Annotated in this window: 12 protein-coding genes; 1 reads left to right on the forward strand and 11 read right to left on the reverse strand. The window is 61.6% G+C overall.

Annotated elements, in window-relative coordinates:
• Positions 1 to 148: 148 nt before the first annotated feature.
• Positions 149 to 448 carry a hypothetical protein gene (locus AC1RTB_RS13945; protein WP_492881859.1) on the forward strand — a complete coding sequence of 100 codons (300 nt, stop codon included), beginning with the start codon at positions 149 to 151 and terminating at the stop codon, positions 446 to 448.
• 102 nt (positions 449 to 550) lie between these two features.
• Here AC1RTB_RS13945 and AC1RTB_RS13950 read toward each other — a convergent pair whose 3' ends face one another.
• The 11 genes from AC1RTB_RS13950 to AC1RTB_RS14000 form a co-directional block, all read right to left on the reverse strand.
• Entirely contained in the window at positions 551 to 2,944 is a 2,394-nt protein-coding gene (locus AC1RTB_RS13950) for an arylsulfatase (protein ID WP_492881860.1), read from the reverse strand.
• A 707-nt stretch (positions 2,945 to 3,651) separates the two neighbouring features.
• Positions 3,652 to 5,391 (reverse strand): arylsulfatase, encoded by a 1,740-nt coding sequence (locus AC1RTB_RS13955; RefSeq protein ID WP_492881861.1) that lies wholly within the window; start codon positions 5,389 to 5,391, stop codon positions 3,652 to 3,654.
• Between the two features lie 102 nt (positions 5,392 to 5,493).
• Entirely contained in the window at positions 5,494 to 7,065 is a 1,572-nt protein-coding gene (locus AC1RTB_RS13960) for a sulfatase-like hydrolase/transferase (RefSeq protein WP_492881862.1), read from the reverse strand.
• Positions 7,066 to 7,092: 27 nt separating this feature from the next.
• Positions 7,093 to 8,526 (reverse strand): arylsulfatase, encoded by a 1,434-nt coding sequence (locus tag AC1RTB_RS13965; RefSeq protein ID WP_492881863.1) that lies wholly within the window; start codon positions 8,524 to 8,526, stop codon positions 7,093 to 7,095.
• 12 nt (positions 8,527 to 8,538) lie between these two features.
• Complete coding sequence (locus AC1RTB_RS13970) at positions 8,539 to 10,239, reverse strand: arylsulfatase (protein ID WP_492881864.1); 1,701 nt, start codon at positions 10,237 to 10,239, stop codon at positions 8,539 to 8,541.
• A 121-nt stretch (positions 10,240 to 10,360) separates the two neighbouring features.
• Positions 10,361 to 11,368 carry a cation diffusion facilitator family transporter gene (locus AC1RTB_RS13975; protein ID WP_492881865.1) on the reverse strand — a complete coding sequence of 336 codons (1,008 nt, stop codon included), beginning with the start codon at positions 11,366 to 11,368 and terminating at the stop codon, positions 10,361 to 10,363.
• Between the two features lie 393 nt (positions 11,369 to 11,761).
• Positions 11,762 to 11,971, reverse strand: coding sequence for a heavy-metal-associated domain-containing protein (locus AC1RTB_RS13980; protein WP_492881866.1), 210 nt, complete (start codon positions 11,969 to 11,971; stop codon positions 11,762 to 11,764).
• 320 nt (positions 11,972 to 12,291) lie between these two features.
• Complete coding sequence (locus AC1RTB_RS13985) at positions 12,292 to 13,710, reverse strand: MFS transporter (RefSeq protein ID WP_492881867.1); 1,419 nt, start codon at positions 13,708 to 13,710, stop codon at positions 12,292 to 12,294.
• Positions 13,711 to 14,162: 452 nt separating this feature from the next.
• On the reverse strand, positions 14,163 to 14,555 hold the full coding sequence (locus AC1RTB_RS13990; RefSeq protein WP_492881868.1) for an ArsR/SmtB family transcription factor: 393 nt from the start codon (positions 14,553 to 14,555) through the stop codon (positions 14,163 to 14,165).
• 481 nt (positions 14,556 to 15,036) lie between these two features.
• Positions 15,037 to 15,987, reverse strand: a complete 951-nt coding sequence (tal, locus tag AC1RTB_RS13995; RefSeq protein ID WP_492881869.1) for a transaldolase — start codon at positions 15,985 to 15,987, stop codon at positions 15,037 to 15,039.
• A gap of 63 nt (positions 15,988 to 16,050) precedes the next feature.
• Positions 16,051 to 17,538: a mannitol dehydrogenase family protein gene (locus AC1RTB_RS14000; protein WP_492881892.1), complete on the reverse strand. Its 1,488-nt coding sequence runs from the start codon at positions 17,536 to 17,538 to the stop codon at positions 16,051 to 16,053.
• Positions 17,539 to 17,570 lie beyond the last annotated feature (32 nt).

Raw genomic sequence — 17,570 nt, forward strand, 5'->3', positions numbered from 1 at the left:
GCTGAAGTTCAGTTCTGTCGAAACAGGAGTGAATAGTTGACGCGCTACCCACCCCTGAGAGCCAACAATGGCGCGAGTGCAAGGCGCCCCCATATCGGCCATTGAGGCAAACGTTGCCTTCGTCCGGAAGCAGACATCGCAGGTGACAATGCTGGAGGTCGTGGTCGCGCCGACAGCGGTCGTCCTGAGGAACAAAGCCGGAAGTCTGCAATCTCGCTCATTGCTGTCACAAGATGTGCGAAGTCGTGGCAAGGGTTTGCCCGCCGACCAGCCGGCAACGGGTCAAAAGCAACTGCAAGCCGACCGAAGAACTGAAGGTCGCTATGTGTCGCGTTTGCCGATTTCCGTTGCCGGCCAGGTGTCAGAACTTGCCGGCAACGTCGAAGAAGACCGCATCGCCCTTCATGCGGTTTTCGACGGACACTTCGTGCACTGCAGCTCAAAATAGCACGGTTCGCCGGATCAGGCGTTTCTTCGATTGCCTCGGCGTTGTCGACGCCGCCGCTATTAAGGCGGCGGCGTATTTGTGCGAGGCCATTGGGGCTGCCCGTTATCTCAGTTCCACCGTCACCCGGCCAAGCTTGCCGGTAAACTTGAACGGCGGTGTGTAGCTGAAGTCGATCGGCGAGCCGCTGTCTTCGCCAATATCCTGCCCTTCATAGAGCGAGTATTTGAAGGGTGTCGTCTTGTCGACATGGCCTTCGCCGATCTTCTTGCCGTTGGCGAGCAGCGAAATCGTGCCACCCGCTCCCATGTCGCCGCCGTCATATTTGAAATCCATCTCGAGCGTCACCTTGCCTGTCGGCACCGGCTCGGTGGAGACGACGCGGTAGCGTTCGAGCGCCACATGGTTGTGCAGGCCGACGAGCTTGTCCTTCTCCATGTAGAAGCCCCAGCCACCGGTGAACCCGCCCTGGGTGAAGATCATGCCTTCCGCGCCGCCTTGAGGTATTTCCGCCTCGGCGGTGATGGCGAAAGACTTGTTCTTGAGGTCGGGCGCCGAGGCTTCGGGCAGTGCCGCAAGCGGCGTCTCGTAGACGAATGTCTTGCGCCCGGCGGCAAGGCTGGGCTTGCCTGTCAGTTCGGTCGACATGCGTTCGGGGCCACGCCAGTCGAGCGGCAGGATGTTGTTGCGCGCAGCTTCCGCCCACCACAGGTCTTCCATGGCCCTGAGCTTTTCCGGCTCTTTCGCGGCCAGGTCGTCGGCCTGCGAGAAGTCCTTGTCGATGTTGTACAACTCCCACTTTGCCTTATCGATATCGAAGCCGGTGCGCACCGGCTGCCAGGGAACGAAGGACAAGGAGGAAGCCATCCAGCCGTTCTGGTAGATGCCGCGATTGACGCCCATCTCGAAGACCTGGGTCTTGCGGCGGTCGGGCGCCTTTGCGTCGCCGAATGTGTAGGTCATGCTGATGCCGTCGATCGGCTTTTGCGGTACGCCGTTGAGAACGTCAGGCGCCTGTACGCCGGCCACATCAAGCAGGGTCGGCATGATGTCGATGACATGGTGGAACTGGCTGCGCAGCCCGCCCTTGTCGGTGATCTTCGCCGGCCAGCTGATAATCATCGGATTGCGCGTGCCGCCGAAATGCGAAGCGACCTGCTTGGTCCACTGGAATGGTGTGTCCATGGCCCAGGCCCAGGCTGACGGGAAATGATTGAAGTGCTTGGGGCCGCCAAGTTCGTCGATGACCTTGAGGTTGTCCTGCCATGTCTCCAGGATGCTGTTGAAGAAGGCATTCTCGTTGGTCGAGCCGTCGAGGCCGCCTTCCGCCGACGAACCATTGTCGCCGACGATGTAGATGATCATCGTGTTGTCGGCGTCGGGAAGCTTTGCCACCGCGTCGAGCACGCGGCCCATCTCATGGTCGACATGGGCGCCATAGCCGGCGAAGACCTCCATCATCCGGGAGTAGAGGCGTTTTTGGTCGGCATTGAGCGAATCCCACGCCGGCAGGCTTGCGGGACGCGGCGTGAGTTTGGTGTCAGCGGGAATGACGCCAAGCTTCTTTTGCCGCTCGAAGGTCATTTCGCGATAGCGGTCCCAGCCCATGTCGAACTGGCCCTTCAATTTGTCGATCCACTCCTTCGGGGCCTGGTGCGGCGAGTGGGTCGCCCCGGGAGCGACATAAAGGAAGAAGGGCCGATCCGGGTCGATGACTTTCTCCTTCTGCATCCAGGCGATCGACTTGTCGGCGATGTCGGTCGAAAGGTGATAGTTGGGATCGGTCGAACGCGGCACGCGGTTGCGGTTCTCGTAGAGGATCGGCTCGTACTGGCTCGTATCGCCGGAGTTGAAGCCGTAGAAATAGTCGAAGCCAAGGCCATTGGCCCAGCGATCGAACGGGCCGATCTCACTGGTTTCCCATACCGGCGTGTTGTGGTTCTTGCCGACCCAGGCGGTTGCATAGCCGTTCTGGCGAAGGATTTCGGCTACGGTGCCGGTGCTCTTTGGAATGATGCCGGTGTAGCCGTCATATCCGGTCGCTGCTTCGGTGATGCTGCCATTGCCGGTCACATGATGATTGCGTCCCGTGAGCAGGGCGGCCCGCGTCGGCGAGCACAGTGCTGTCGTGTGGAAGCGATTGTAGCGCAATCCTTGGGTTGCGAGCTTTTCCATGTTCGGCGACGACACACCGCCACCAAACACGCTGAACTGTCCGAAGCCGACATCGTCGAGAAGGATCAGCACGATGTTGGGCGCGCCCTTGGGCGGGCGAACGATCTGCGGGAAGGTTGCGGGATCGGAGTCCAAGTAGGTGCGGCCGACCTGTCCCTTGAAATGAAAATCCGGCCTTGGCAGCGACAACGTGCCGGTAGGCGGCCCTGGAGGAGGCGAGGCGTCCTGGCTCTGGGCGTGGGCCGCCTGGGCGAGCGCAGCGATACTCGCGGTCGCAACCACAGTCATCACATGGCGGAGGCGAGAGATAGCAGTCGTGAACATCGGACTTCTCCTATCTTGGCGTGTCCTTCACAGCCGGCGACCGTAGACTCGGGTCAAATGCTGCTCATTGCTGTACCGCGATGGTCACGCCGTGGATCGTGCCGCCGAACGTGAATGGCGGCTGGTAGTCCGGGCTCACGGCCGAGATGTTGTCGGCGCCGATATCGAGGCCCTCGCCGCTGTAGGCGACAGGCACCGTCTTTTCCACCTTGACGGCACCGGTCTGCTTTCCGTCGATGAACAGCTTGGCGTCGGCTGGTTTGCCGTATCCCTTTTCTTCGGGGGTGACCTCCACGCGCAGCGTGGACTTGCCGTTTGGAAGCGGCGTCGAGGACTGTGCGCGGTAACCGGCCACCCCAAAGAAATTGTAGTAGAAGGTCGGCTTTCCGTCCTTGATGTAGAGCGACCATCCGGCCGACTTTCCGCCAAAGGCGGCAATTGCGCCGTCGCTATTGCCGGTCGAGGTGTCGATCTCGGCAGTGATGGTGAAGGGTACGCTGGCGGTGCTGAAGGTCGCGTTCGGACCGATATAGGAAACGCCCGGGCCATAGGTGATGCTGGTGAGGCCGCTCAGCGGGGTCGGCCGATTGGCCATGTCGAGGCGTCCTGCCATCCGGTCGTCGAGGGGAAGAACGTTGTATGTGCGCGCTTCCACGTCGAAGACGGCCTGAAGCTCCTTGAGCTTGTCGGGGTTTTTCGCCGCCAGGTCATCGGCCTCGGTGAAGTCCTTCGACAGGTCGTAGAGCTCCCACACATCGCTGTCGAAGCCGGTCGCCTGGCCGGCTGTCAGCCAAGGAATGCCGTGGCGCGTCGCGGCGATCCAGCCGTCCTTGTAGATGGCGCGGTTGCCCATCATTTCGAAATATTGCGTGGTCCGAACTTCGGGCGCCGATGCGAAATCGAAGGTGGACGCAAAGCTTGTCCCTTCGATCGGCTGGTTGCTTTACGCCGTTGACGGCCTCAGGCTGTGGAATGCCCGCCACGTCGAGGATGGTGGGCGCGACATCGATCAGATGCAGGAACTGCGAGCGCAGCCCGCCCTTGTCGGGGATGCGCTTGGGCCAATCGATCACCATCGGATTGCGCGTTCCCCCAAAATGCGAGGCGATCTGCTTGGTCCATTGAAAGGGCGTGTTCGCAGCCCAAGCCCATGCGACGGGGACATGCGGCTCGGTATCGGGACCGCCGATATCGTCGAATTTCGCCAACAGGCCCTGCAAGCCGAGCTGGATGCCGTTGAGGCTTGCAATCTCGCTGACGGTGCCCTCGAGGCCACCTTCGGCGGACGCGCCATTGTCGCCGACGATGTAGATGACGAGGGTGTTGTCCATTTCGCCATTGGCGGCTACCGCATCGACCACGCGGCCGATCTGGTCGTCGGTGTATTCGAGATAGCCAGTGAAGTTCTCCATCAGGCGGGCGTAAACCTTCTTGGCGTCCGCCGACTGATCATCCCAGGCCGGGATCTCCTTGGGGCGTGGCGTCAGTTTCGCATCCGCCGGGATGACGCCAAGCTGCTTTTGCCGGGCGAACGTCTCTTCGCGGTACTTGTCCCAGCCCTGGTCGAAACGCCCCTTGTATTTGTCGCGATAAGCCTGGGGCGCCTGGTGCGGGGCATGCACGCCAGGGGTGGCAAAATAGAGCAGCCACGGCTTCTTGGGGTCTGACGCCTTGACGTCGTTGAGCCAGCCGATTGCCTGGTCCGCGAGGTCCTCGGTAAGTTGATACCCCTGCTCGGGCGTGCGCGGCGCCGCGACCGGCGAGGTGTTTCGATACAGCACCGGATTGTACTGGTCCGTCTCGCCGTTCATGAAACCGTAGAAATAGTCAAAGCCCCATGTGCTGCCGGTCGGCCAGCGATCGAACGGGCCGGCAGCACTGATCTCGACCGCCGGGGTGTTATGCCACTTGCCGATGGCAGCCGTGGTATAGCCGTTCATGCGCAGGATCTGGGGCAATCCGGCCGCGGTGTTCGGCACCAATCCGGTGTAGCCGGGATAACCGGTGCCCATTTCGATGATCACGCCGGTGCCGACCGAGTGATGGTTGCGGCCGGTCAGCAGCGCGGCCCGCGACGGCGAGCACAATGCGGTTGTGTGGAAGCGGTTGTAGCGCAGGCCATTCGCGGCCAGGCGGTCGAGCGTCGGTGTGGCGGCAGCACCACCAAAGGTCGCCGCATGTCCGAAACCGGTGTCGTCAGTCAGGATCAGCAAAACGTTGGGTGCGCCTTGGGGGGCGGCGAGCGCTTTGGGATAATCGGGCGTCGATTCTTGCCAGGTCGTTCCGATCTTGCCCGCAAAGGGCGGGACAGGTTTTGGCAGGGCAACCGGTGCCGTGGGATCGGCCGCCGTTTGCGGTGCGGCTTGACTTGAGCTGGACTGGCCATGCGCCAACCCGGGCATGAACAGCATCAATGTCGACGCTGCGAGGAGATGGATTCGAGTCATGGGAGCCTCCGCTGAATATCCGGTTCAATCTCAGGTCGCTTGCGTTTCGATGCATGTCTGGACGAGCGCTATGGCCGCGCGTCCATGGTCATGGCCTGTTCCTCATTGCTGGCGTATCGCCTCGAACTTGCCTTGCACGCCTTCCGCGCCGGTTTCAGCGCCCGCATTATCCGCGCCGTAGCGCGGCAACTGATCATTGGGTTGGCCGCCCACGAGATTGGGGAACTTCTTTGCGCTTGCCTCGTAGGCGGCAATGACAGGTCCGATCTCCTCGCCGAGCCATGTGTTCTGCCAGATGATGTTCCAGCGTTCCTTCGGATCGGATGCGAGGTTGAAGGCTCGCGGGAACGACCAGTCTTCGATCACCCCGTCGACGCGGTCGAGGCCGTCGATATGGATCTTGTAGTTGCGCCATTTGACGGCCATGAGCTTCTGCCCGAGAAAAAGCAGAACATGCTCGCGGCCCGATTTCTCCTGCTTTCCCGTGAAGAAATCGAGCTGGTCCACGCCATCGACCGGACGGTCTGTGGGCACCTTGCCGCCGGCGATGCGGGCGAGGGTTGGAAAGAAGTCGACGATCGCAACGATCTGGTTGCTCGACTGGCCCTTGGGAATCTTGCCTGGCCAACGGATGATGCACGGCGTGCGAATATTGCCTTCCAGCACTGTACCGATTTCGCCGCGCCACGGGCCGGCATCGCCAATCGTCCACCAGGGCGTGACGGTGGGAAGCGGTGACGGGCCGTTGTCGCTTGCCCACACAACGACGGTGTCGTCGGCGATGCCAGCGGCTGCAAGCGCGTCGAGAATACGCCCGACATTGTGGTCATGCTCAAGCAGGCTATCGCCGAACTCCCCGCCGGGGGATTTGCCTTTGAAATCGGGATGGGCAAGTGCCGGATGGTGGGCGAAGGCAAACGGCACGTAGAGAAAAAACGGCTGCCCGCCACTATTGGTCTTGGCGATGTAATCCACCGCGCGATCGGTCACCATCCGGTCGATTTGTCTGCGCGTGTCCTCGTCGTAGATCTGCAGGTTGCGCGGCGCTTCGCCCTTCTTGGCTTCGCGGATATACTCCACATCCCGCAGGGGCATGCCGGGTTTTCCCGCCCAGTAGATGATGTCGGTGGTTTCGAAGCCGAACCATTCGTCAAAGCCCTGATCGGTCGGCAGGCGACCCTTTCCCGCTCCGAGGTGCCATTTCCCGAACATTGCGGTGCGATAGCCCGCATCGCCAAGCATCTCGGCGATCGTGATCTCCCACGGATGCAGCCCGCCGGGCGCGCCGGCCGCAATCGCCTTGCCGATGCCAGAGCGGATCGGCAGGCGGCCGGTCATGAGCGCGGCGCGGCTGGGCGTACACTGGTTTTCGACATTGAAGTTTGTCAGCCGCAGGCCTTCGGCGGCGAGTTCATCGATGCGCGGCGTGGGGGTGTCGAGGATGCCGCCATTGTAGCAAGACGGCACCCCGTAGCCGACATTGTCGGCGAGGATGAACACGATGTTGGGACGCTGGCCGTCCCTCGCGGATGACTGCTGTGCCTGCGCGACCTCTATTGGCGCACCCGCCCCGAGTGCCGACGCCGCCGCAACCGTGGCTCCACCGAGCAGGATGCTACGACGGTTGACGGAGGCTCCCCAGGTACCAGGCTGCTGAACGACGTCGGTTGGCATGACACGTTCCCATGGTTCAACTGATGGCTATTTGGGCGGCGTATAGGGATCGGGCGTACCCATCGCGATCAGGGGGTATTTCTTCGTGCTTTCTTCGAAGTCGGCGACCATCTTCAGCACCGGGCCGAAAATCCAGCTGTCGGTGATCACCTTGTCCTCGTCCTCGCGGGGGTTGGTATAGAGATTGAACAGAAGCGGGATGCCGAGTTTGATCGGCGGTGAAACCATGGTTTCCTGCAGGTAAAAATGGACCTTGAAATTCCGCCATTTCACCGCCTGCAGGCGGTCGGCGCACCAGATCAGAATGCCGTCGCGGGCTGATTTCTCGGTCTTGCCCTCGAAAAAGGCGGACTGGTCGACGCCGTCGATCGGGCGGTCATTCGGAACGGTCGCGCCAACGATGCTCGCAAGCGTCGGGAACAGATCGACGCCGTGGACGATCTCGTCGCTGACCCGGCCGGCGGGCACTTTGCCCGGCCAGCGCAGCAGGAACGGCACGCGGATGCCGCCCTCCCATGCGGTGAAATATTGGCCGCGCCAGGGGCCGGACCAGCCGTCCCATGGCTTGATGAACTCCGGCCCGTTGTCGCTGGCAAAGATGACGATGGTGTTGTCGCGAACGCCGAGGCGGTCCACCGCGTCGAGCATCTGCCCGACATTGTGATCCATCTCCGCGAGCATGTCGGCCCAGTCGCCATTGCCGGTCTTTCCCGCAAATGCCGGGTTTGGCAGTGTCGGCAAATGCGGCTGCGTCAGTGTCGCGAATGCGAAAAAGGGCTTTCGCGCTTGCGCCTCGCGCTCCATGAAGCCGATTGAACGCTTCGTGATCTCGGCGTCGATCAGCCGCCGTTGCTCAAGGTCGTAGACCTTCACGTCATGGCTTTTTTCGCCCTTGCGCCCCTCCATGATCTGTTCAGGCGGCATGATATCGGGCGAATAACCAGACGAACCCGGCCACATCGCCTCGTCGGTGGTACGTGGAATGCCGTACCACTCGTCGAACCCCTGATCGTTGGGCAAGCGGCCGTCATGGCTGCCGAGATGCCACTTGCCGTAAAGCGCGGTCGCATAGCCGGCAGCCGACAGCGACTCGGCCATCGTCACTTCCCATTGGGTCAGGCCGTCGGCCACGCCGCCAAAAGGCACCGAGTGCGTGCCGGAACGGATCGCATATCGCCCGGTCAGGATGCTCGACCGGCTGGGCGTGCACTGCGCCTCCATGTTCATGTTGGTGAGCCGTAGGCCCTCGCTGGCAAGCTTGTCGATGCGGGGCGTGGGCGCGCCGCGCGTGATGCCGCCGCCATAAACGCCCAGCTCGCCATAGCCGAGATTGTCAACAAGGATGAACAGGATGTTGGGTTTGCCGGTATCCGGCGCAGGCGATTGCGCCGAAGCAGCCTGCATCGAAAGCGACGCCGCCCCAAAGACTGCCGCGCCGACGAGTGAACGAAAAGCCCTCATTCGCCACCTATTCTAACGGGGTTGTGCTGCCTCGAAATTCTGCTGCATCTTTTCGACGATCTGGTCGATGGTGAAGCTCGCCGGGCGCTGGCTCGGCGGAAAGTCCTTGAAGGTCGCCAGGAACCTGGCGACCACTGGCTGTGCTGCGATGAGCACATAGGCGTTGGACTCGGCCCAATCGTAATAGGTGTCCGAAGTGATGTCGGCTCGCTCGTAGGGGTCGGCGCGCAAATCGAAGAGCTTTGGCATTCTAAGGCTCACGAACGGCTCGGCCCACACCTTCAGCGTGCCAGGTGCGCGCTGTTCATCGAACACAACCTTCCAGTTCTCGTAGCGCAGCGCGATGAGGTCGCCGTCGTCGTTGAAGTAGACGAACTCCTTGCGTGGACCTTGCTCCTGTGCGCCGGTAAGGTGCGGAAGCTGGTTGTAGCCGTCGAGATGGACCTTGAAGGTCTTTCCGTTGGCGTCATGTCCGGCAAGAAGCTTTCCCTTGATCTCCGGTTCGCCGGCCGCGGCCAGAAGCGTCGGCAGCCAGTCAAGCCCGCTGAAGATCGTGTTGGAGACCTCGCCCGGCCGGATATTGCCGGGCCAGCGAATGCAGCAGGGCACCCGGAATGCGCCCTCCCAGTTCGTCGCCTTTTCGCTGCGGAAGGGTGTATTGGCGGCGTCCGGCCAGGCATGGCCGGCAGGCCCGTTGTCGGTGGTATAGATCACGATGGTGTTGTCGGCGACGCCGAGTTCGTCGAGCGCCTTGAGCAACAGTCCGACATGGTTGTCATGCTCGATCATGCCATCAGCATATTCGGTGCGAGCGGTCAGCCCGCGCGGACCGCGATGCTCCTCGCGCACATGTGTACGGAAATGCATCCGGGTCGAATTGAACCAGCAGAAGAAGGGCTTGTCGGCGCCGGCTTGGCGTTTGATGAAATCGATGGCGGCTGAGGATGTCTCGTCGTCAATCGTTTCCATGCGTTTCCTGGTCAGGGGGCCGGTGTCGTCGATTGTCTGCTTGCCGACCTTGCCGAAGCGCGGATCTTCCGTCGGATCGTCCTCTTGGGATGCCCTGCAACGCAGGACACCGCGTGGCAGATAGGCCTGCTGGAAGGCCGGCTCGAGCGGATAGGTGCGCGACTCCGGATCTTCTTCGGCATTGAGGTGGTAGAGGTTGCCGAAAAATTCGTCGAAGCCATGCACCGTAGGCAGGAACTCGTTGCGGTCGCCGAGATGGTTTTTGCCGAACTGGCCGGTCGCATAGCCGAGCGGTTTCAGCAATTCCGCGATCGTGGCGTCCCTCGTTTGCAGGCCGACAGTCGCTCCCGGCGTTCCAACTTTGCTGAGGCCGGTGCGTAGCGTCGCTTGGCCTGTGATGAAGGACGACCTGCCGGCGGTGCAGCTCTGCTCCGCATAATAGTCGGTGAACATCATGCCTTCGCGGGCTATGCGATCGATGTTCGGGGTCCGGTATCCCACAAGGCCAAACGTATAGGCGCTGACATTCGCCTGGCCAATGTCATCGCCGAAGATCACCAGGATGTTCGGACGCTTCTCTCCGGAGGCAGCCGGCCGTTCTTGTGCTTGCGCCTGCTGCAACGAAGCCTTCGACATCAACGCGGACGCAGTTACGGCTGCGGCAGCACCGAGCAGGACGCCACGACGGCTGACTGGAGTGATGGGATTGGCGCCTGGGTCGTCGCAATCGGATCGGCGCGTCATGGCTCGCTCCCTGCACCTGCGTGGACCGGACCAATCTGACACCAAGGCCCGCAGCGAGCTATCATATACTTCACCAGAGACGGCGAAAACCCTGCTGCCGCTGGTCGTGACGGGCAGTCGGTTAATGTGAGTGACCTGCGTGGAGAGCGGTCACATTGCCAGGCCCCTCCAGGCTGCAACTGGCGTCTCCTTCCCAGTTGATGCCGATCGTCGGGTGCTCGATATTGAACTTCGTCTTCAGTTCGTGCTCGACCTGCTTGACGACACTGCGAACATCGACCCCATCCATCGGCTGCACCTGGAGCGTCGCCAGCACGCGACCGGAAGTCAGTGACCAAACGTGGATGTGGCTGACGTTCTGAATGCCCGGAACACTCGTCCGAAGATGCTCGGATATCTGGGAACTGTCGGCGTTGGCGGGAGCGCCCTCAAGCAGGATATGCAGCGTGTTCTTGAGCAAGCTCCAGGCGCTGCGCAGGATCAGCAGGGACACGAACACCGAGAGAATCGGGTCGATGGGGGTCCAGCCCGTGTACCAGATCACGACTGCTGCAACGATCGCGCCGACAGAGCCGAGCAGATCGCCCATCACATGCAGCACCGCACCCTTGACGTTGACATGTTCAGAATCGCCGCGGGTAAGAAACCAAAGGACGAAAATGTTCACGAGCATGCCGATGAGGGCCACCACGAACATCGATCCGGCCAGGACCGGTTGGGGTTCCTGGAACCGTTCGATGGCTTCGTAGAGGATCCACCCGACAATGCCAAACAGCGTGAGTGCATTGACGAGGCCCGCTATCACCTCGAAACGGGCATAGCCAAAGCTACGCTGCCCATCAGCAGCCCGCCTTCCCAAACGAAAGGCGACGTAGGCCAGACCGAGGGCGATTGCGTCGGTCAGCATGTGGCCGGCATCTGCAAGAAGGGCGAGCGAGCCTGAGACATATCCGCCGACGGCTTCGACGAACATGAACGAGAAGATGATCAGGAAGGAAATGAGAATCTTGCGCTCATTGTCCTTCGTAACCACCGGAACGTGGGAGTGATCATGGTCGTGGTCATGATCATGCTCCTTGCCGTGATCGTGACCGCGATGGCCGCTGTGGGAGGGAGATGGGTTTGCCATAGGTTGGTCCAATTCGCTTCATTTAAACAGTTGAATATCTGTTCATATGTTTGTTTGTCAACCTGCCGTGGCAAAAGAATGTGCAAGCAGTGAGGTTCAGCACGAACGGTCCAGCGAGGGACTTGAGGGCGCCCGAGAAGACCGACCGCCAGAATGGCGGTAGGCGCATCTGGTCCTTCAGAGGCAGCAGCGTCGGTATTGATGAGTTCTTGGAAAGCCGCTTTCCTGGGCCGCGTTCCCTCCAGTTCCGCTTCCGACTGGCTTGCGAAGGCAGCCAGAACCAGACACAAACAATGAGGGCAGCCGGGGAGGGCTGCCCTCATTGTTTAGATTGCCTGAGGCACCGTCGCCTGCATCACCAGCGCACGCTTGCGCTGACACGAGCGAAATGTGTCAGGCGGCAGCCGTCTTTTCCTCGGCCGGATAACCAGCTTCAGACAGAATGGCGCGAACAGCCGCTTCACTCGCAGAGGTCTGGACCTGGACTTCACGCTTCGGCGGATCGGTCTCGATCTTCGCGTCGGCATCGACACTCTGCAGCGCATTGGTCACCGATTTGGCGCAACCGCCGCACGTCATGTTGGGAACATTAAAGAGATACATGGAGGCCTCCTTGGTTTGCCTCCACAACAAATGCAGCTTCCCACCGTTGTAAGGTCAAGTCCTGGAGATGAATAAATTGAGGCTTGACCTTGCTGCGGTTGGAATTTGCACGCTGACATTCCCAGAAGCGAATGGCAGGCCGTCACGACGCAGGGCACGGCGCGGTTTTGGCTAAACCCAGGGGCATGACCAGGTACGGTTGGCGCAAGCAGCGCGAACAGCGGGCGGGATCGCTGCCATGAACGGATTCCCGCATCGGACATGGAAGCGGCCGTCCGAGGTCAGGGCGGCCGCTTGGTCCGTGTTCAATCCTCGTCTGGTCAGCCGACGGGAACGTCCCGCACAGCCGGAGCGCTCCGCAACGCAACCAGCGCGAAAACGGCAGCGACTCCCGCGACGATGGCAGCGCCCAGGAAGGCAAGCTGGAAGCCAGCGAGAAGGTCCGGGTTATCCGCCGCATCCACGACCTTCCGCTGCGAGGTGGCGAGGGCGACCATCACCGCGAGGCCGACTGCGGAGCCGACCTGATACGTCGTGTTTATGAGGCCCGACGCCAATCCCGTCTCCTCAGGACGCGCGCCGGACATGCCTGCCATGGTCACCGGGATGTAGGCGAGCGACATGCCAGCCGCAGCCAGGAGGGAGGCGGGCAGGACGTCGGTCCAGTAGTTGCCATTGGCCGGAACGTTGGCGAACAGCAGGAGAGCTCCAGCCATCGCCAGAAGACCGACGACGAGGTTGGCCTTGATACCGAAGCGGCCGACGAGCCGTCCTGTTGCTCCAACCATCAGCACCATGATCAGCACTGTCATCGGCAGGAGCGCGAGGCCGCTGGCGAGCGCCGACAGATGAAGCGTCTGCTGCAGGTAGAGGTTCAGGAAGAACCACAGCGGAATCCATGCTGCGCCGAGAAGCGCCATCAGGACGTTGGCGGAAGCGAGGTTCGGGGCGCGGAAGATGCTCAGCGGCAGCAGCGGATCGCGGCTCGCCGACTGGATCGCCACGAACAGGACGAACAGGACCAGCGAGGCCGCCAGCAGCCCGAGCGTCGAGGCCGAGGCCCACTCGCCGGGTTCGGTCGTCACGATGGCGTATACAGCCGTGACCAGCGCTGCGGTCACCACGAGGGCGCCGAGAATGCCGACCTTCCCCCTGACCGCCGGCGCGTAGCGGAGCACGACGGGACTTGCGGCAAGGACGACCACGCCGAGCGGTACGTTGATCAGGAAGGTCCAGGGCCAGCTCATCCATTCCGTGATGACACCGCCGAGAAATACGCCTGCGGTACCTCCGGCCGCAGCCGACGCGCCCCAGAAGCCGAACGCCTTGCCGAGTTCGGCGCCACTATGACTGAACAGCCGCATGATGATGGTGAGCGCCGACGGAGCGATGAGCGCCGCGCCGACCCCCTGCAGGGCCCGTCCCGCGATCAGGGCTTCCTGGCTCTCGGCGAGTCCAGCAAGGAGCGACGCCCCCGTCAGGATCGCGAAGCCGAGCATGAACATACGGCGGGCACCCAAGACGTCGCCGAGCTTGCCGCCGAGCAGCAGCAGGCCGCCAAAGGCGATGACGTAGGCGTTGAATATCCAGGACAGCCCTTCGGCGGTGAAGCCGAGGTCAGTCTGGATGGCGGGCAAGGCCACGCCGATGATTGAGGTATCGAGGATGACGATGAATTGCGCCGCGCAGAGGAGCGCCAGCGCCCACCATCTGAGGTGGTCGGGCATGGTCGTGTGCATGAGGTCTGTTCCTTCGAAAGGGGCGGGTCCCGCCGGGCGAATTTTTATCGATTCCCGCGTGGCCATCCGCACGGTTCGGCCAGCCCTACGGTTTCCCGCGCTTGGAAGGTCAAGAGGCTCGTTCAGGGAATTTTGTGACGGACCCGAGCAGCCGATGCGGAGGCAGCCGGAACAGGAAAGTGGCGGCCCCCATCAGGTGATCCGGGCTCAATGAGAGTGCATGACGGGTCTTGGCGCTGCGGCGGGCGCGGTCGGCGAAGCTGGTCCGGGTTGCGCAGCCGGCCGGGGCAACGAGTCCAAGTTAACGGATTTGGGGTGTCACGTCTGGATGACGCCGGTTTGGCGATGCGATTTTATGAGATGAAAAAGCTTGGCCGGTCTGGCGGGCGCCATCGATGTCAGCAGACGCTGTCGGCCATACCTCGATTGAGGCACCGCAATGCTGGCCCAGATCACTCGTCCGCATGATCTTCCGCGATGTGCGTTGCCATGTCCTGCAGCACCTGGCTGACGTGCTGGTCGGAGATCTCGTAGAATATATGCTTGGCCTGACGCACGCCGTTGACGAGACGCGCTCCTCGCAAAAGGCGCAGGTGATGGCTGACAAGGGACAGCGACAGGTCCAGTCGCTCGGCGATGTCGCCGACCGATATCGGCCCCGCCAAACAGCTTAGGAGAATCTTCAGTCGAGACGGATCGCCGAGCAGGCGGAAGGTTTCCGCCAGAATCGTGATCTCGTTCTGCGACAAAGCGGAATGATCCAAGGGCTGGTCGGGCGCCGCGAAACTTGGTGGCCTTGCGATTTCGTCCTGTTTCTCAACTTTTGTCGGCTTGCGAGAAATCATCTGCTTGAACTACCTGTGCGGGGACGCAGATCGCCGGTTCTCAAAACGAGATGCAGTCCACATTGATTTGTCGATTTGTCGAGCCCAATCTACCGCAAGTGCGAGCGATCACAATGCACAACGCGGTCACCACCCAACGGCTGCGCGCAGTTCCTTGGTTCGCAACTCCCTCACCATGGGTTGAATCACTGAACAGCCTAGATGGTGAGAAGGCTGTTAGCGCGGCCTCTTTGGGCTGCATTCCGACATTCATTGCTGGCCTCAATTCGTAATTCGAAAAAGCCCTTTGCAGCGCAATGGGGCCAGAGCCTACTTCAAACCGGATTGGAGGCAGGCGGCAACGTCACACTGATCTGAACCCCGGAAACTCCACCTTCCGGCGGTCTGGAGAATGGTATCGGATCAGACCCGTCAAGCACTCGGACCACCTGAAGGAGGCAGGCAGATTTAGCCTCTGGGATAGTAAAGCCAAACTATCCTGTCAGAGTGTTCTTCCTATCATGGCGCGCAGGCTGCCGAGATCCTTGGCGAAGGCGCGGATGCCTTCGGAGAGTTTATCGGTGGCCATGGCGTCTTCGTTCAGCATCCAGCGGAAGGTCTTTTCGTCGATCTTGATCGGCGAAACTTTGGCGGCCTTTTCCGGCGAGAGCTTGCGCTCCAGCGTGCCTTCTGCGGCGTCGAGCTCTTCGAGTAAAGCCGGGCTGATCGTCAGGCGGTCGCAGCCGGCAAGCGCTTCGATTTCGCCGGTATTGCGGAAAGAGGCGCCCATGACGATCGTGTTGATGCCGTTGGACTTGTAGTAGTCGTAGATCGCGCGGACCGAGACCACGCCCGGATCTTCTTCCGCCGAAAACGTCTTGCCTGATGCCTTGACGTGCCAGTCGAGGATACGGCCGACGAAGGGCGAGATCAGGAAAGCACCGGCGTCGGCGCAGGCGATTGCCTGGGCCTTGTTGAAGAGCAGCGTCAGGTTGCAGTCGATGCCGTCCTTCTGGAGCATTTCCGCAGCGCGGATGCCTTCCCAGGTGGAGGCGAGCTTGATGAGGATGCGGTCGCGGGTAATGCCGCGCGCTTCATAGGCCTTGATGATCTCGCGGCCCTTGGCGATCGAGGCTTCCGTGTCGAAGGAGAGGTCGGCGTCGACTTCGGTCGAGACGCGGCCCGGAACGAGTTCGGAAAGGGCTGAACCTACGGAGATCGCGAGGCGGTCGGCAACGGCCGAGACGACGCCGTCGCGGTTGCCGCCCTGGGACTGACCCCAGCGGATCGCTTCGGCAACGGTGTCGGCAAACATCGGTGTGCCGAGGGCCTTCAGGACGATCGTCGGGTTGGTGGTGCAATCGACCGGCTTCAGGCGGCGGACGGCTTCGATGTCGCCGGTGTCTGCCACGACGGTGGTCATCGCGCGGAGTTGTTCAAGCTTATTGGTCATGGTGCTTCTCCAATCCTTCGTTTGTGTCCTCGTCTATCTTTCTTGCGTTTTCTTCGAGAGTGCTCATGCCGGGTTCTCTTCGTTGCGCCCATAGCGCGCAAGGGTGGCTCTGGTGCCGCGTGTCCAGAGTGAATCGAGATTCTGGGCAAAGGCCTCGACGAAATCCGGTGCATCTTGCAGGTCGCCGTAGATGTCGCGCATCTCTGTCCACGCGCCGGGATTGGCCCTAGCCGCCGCCGCGGTTTCTTGCAGCCTGGGCCAGATCGGGTCGCTTGGTGGGATCTGCCGGTCCGATTCCGTCGTGCCAAAGCAATGGCGGCACCAAAGGGCGGATACGAGAGCGAGCCCCGTGACGTTTCCACCACCTGCCAGCCGATCGCGGATGGCGGGCAGGATGAACTTCGGCTGCCGGTTCGAGCCGTCATAGGCAAGGCGCGAGATGGTGTCCGCGATCTTGGGATTGGCGAAGCGCTCACGAACGCGCTCGAAGTACTGTATGAGATCGACATCAGGTACAGGCGTCACCACGGGGATGATTTCGTCCCGCATCAGCCGGGAGAGGAATGCCCCAATATCCGGGTCGGCCATTGCTTCGTGCACAAAATGAATGTCGAGCAGTTCGCCGGCATAGGCGATCGATGCGTGGCCGCCGTTGAGAATGCGCAGTTTCATCAGCTCGTAGGGTGCGACATCGGCAACAAACGTCACGCCCACCTTTTCCAGGGCCGGCCTGCCTGCGGAAAACTTGTCTTCCAGCACCCATTGCGTGAAGTCCTCGCAATAGACCGGCACGGCATCGGCGATGCCGAAACGCTTTTGGCAATCCTCGATCTCGCGTGGCGTCGTGGCGGGTGTGATGCGGTCGACCATGCCGTTGGGGAAGGCAACATTGGCTGCAATCCATTCTGCGAAGCCAGGATCGGAAAGCCGCGCGAGGCCGCAGAGCGTTTCCATTGCCGCATGGCCATTGCCGGGAATGTTGTCGCAGGACATGACGGTGAAGGGCGGGGTGCCGGTGGCCTGTCTCTGCCGGAGGCCGGCGAGGATCAGGCCGAAGATCGTTTTGGGGTTTTCCGGATCGGCGGCGTCCGTGCCGATTGCATCGAGGGTCGGATCGAAGCGGCCGGAGGACGGGTTGATGAAATAGCCGCCTTCGGTGATGGTCAGCGACACAATACGGATCGCGGGGTCGGCGAGCTGCTCGATCATGCCACGCAGATTGCCCGGATCGAGGAAGCCGATCATCGCGCCCGTCACACGGGCGATGGATGCGGTGGCGGTCTGCTCGACGACGGTCGTCAGATAGTCCTGGGCTTGCAGCTTGTCCCGCATCGCTCGGTCGTAATCGGTGACGCCGGCGCCGATCAAGCCCCAATCGCGGGCTTCGCTGAGGTTCAGCAGGCGATCGAGATAGACCGCCTGGTGGGCGCGATGGAAGTTCCCCACACCGAAGTGAATGATTCCGGCGGTGATCTCTTCGCGCCTGTAGCGGGGGACTGAGGCGGACCGGGATATCGCGTCGAGGGAGGAGAGGGATAGCAGGTGTGCCATCGTGAAGCCTTTTGAGATTTTGTCTTCCGGGG

The sequence above is a fragment of the Aminobacter sp. GW821-FHT11F06 genome, from assembly GCF_058808215.1.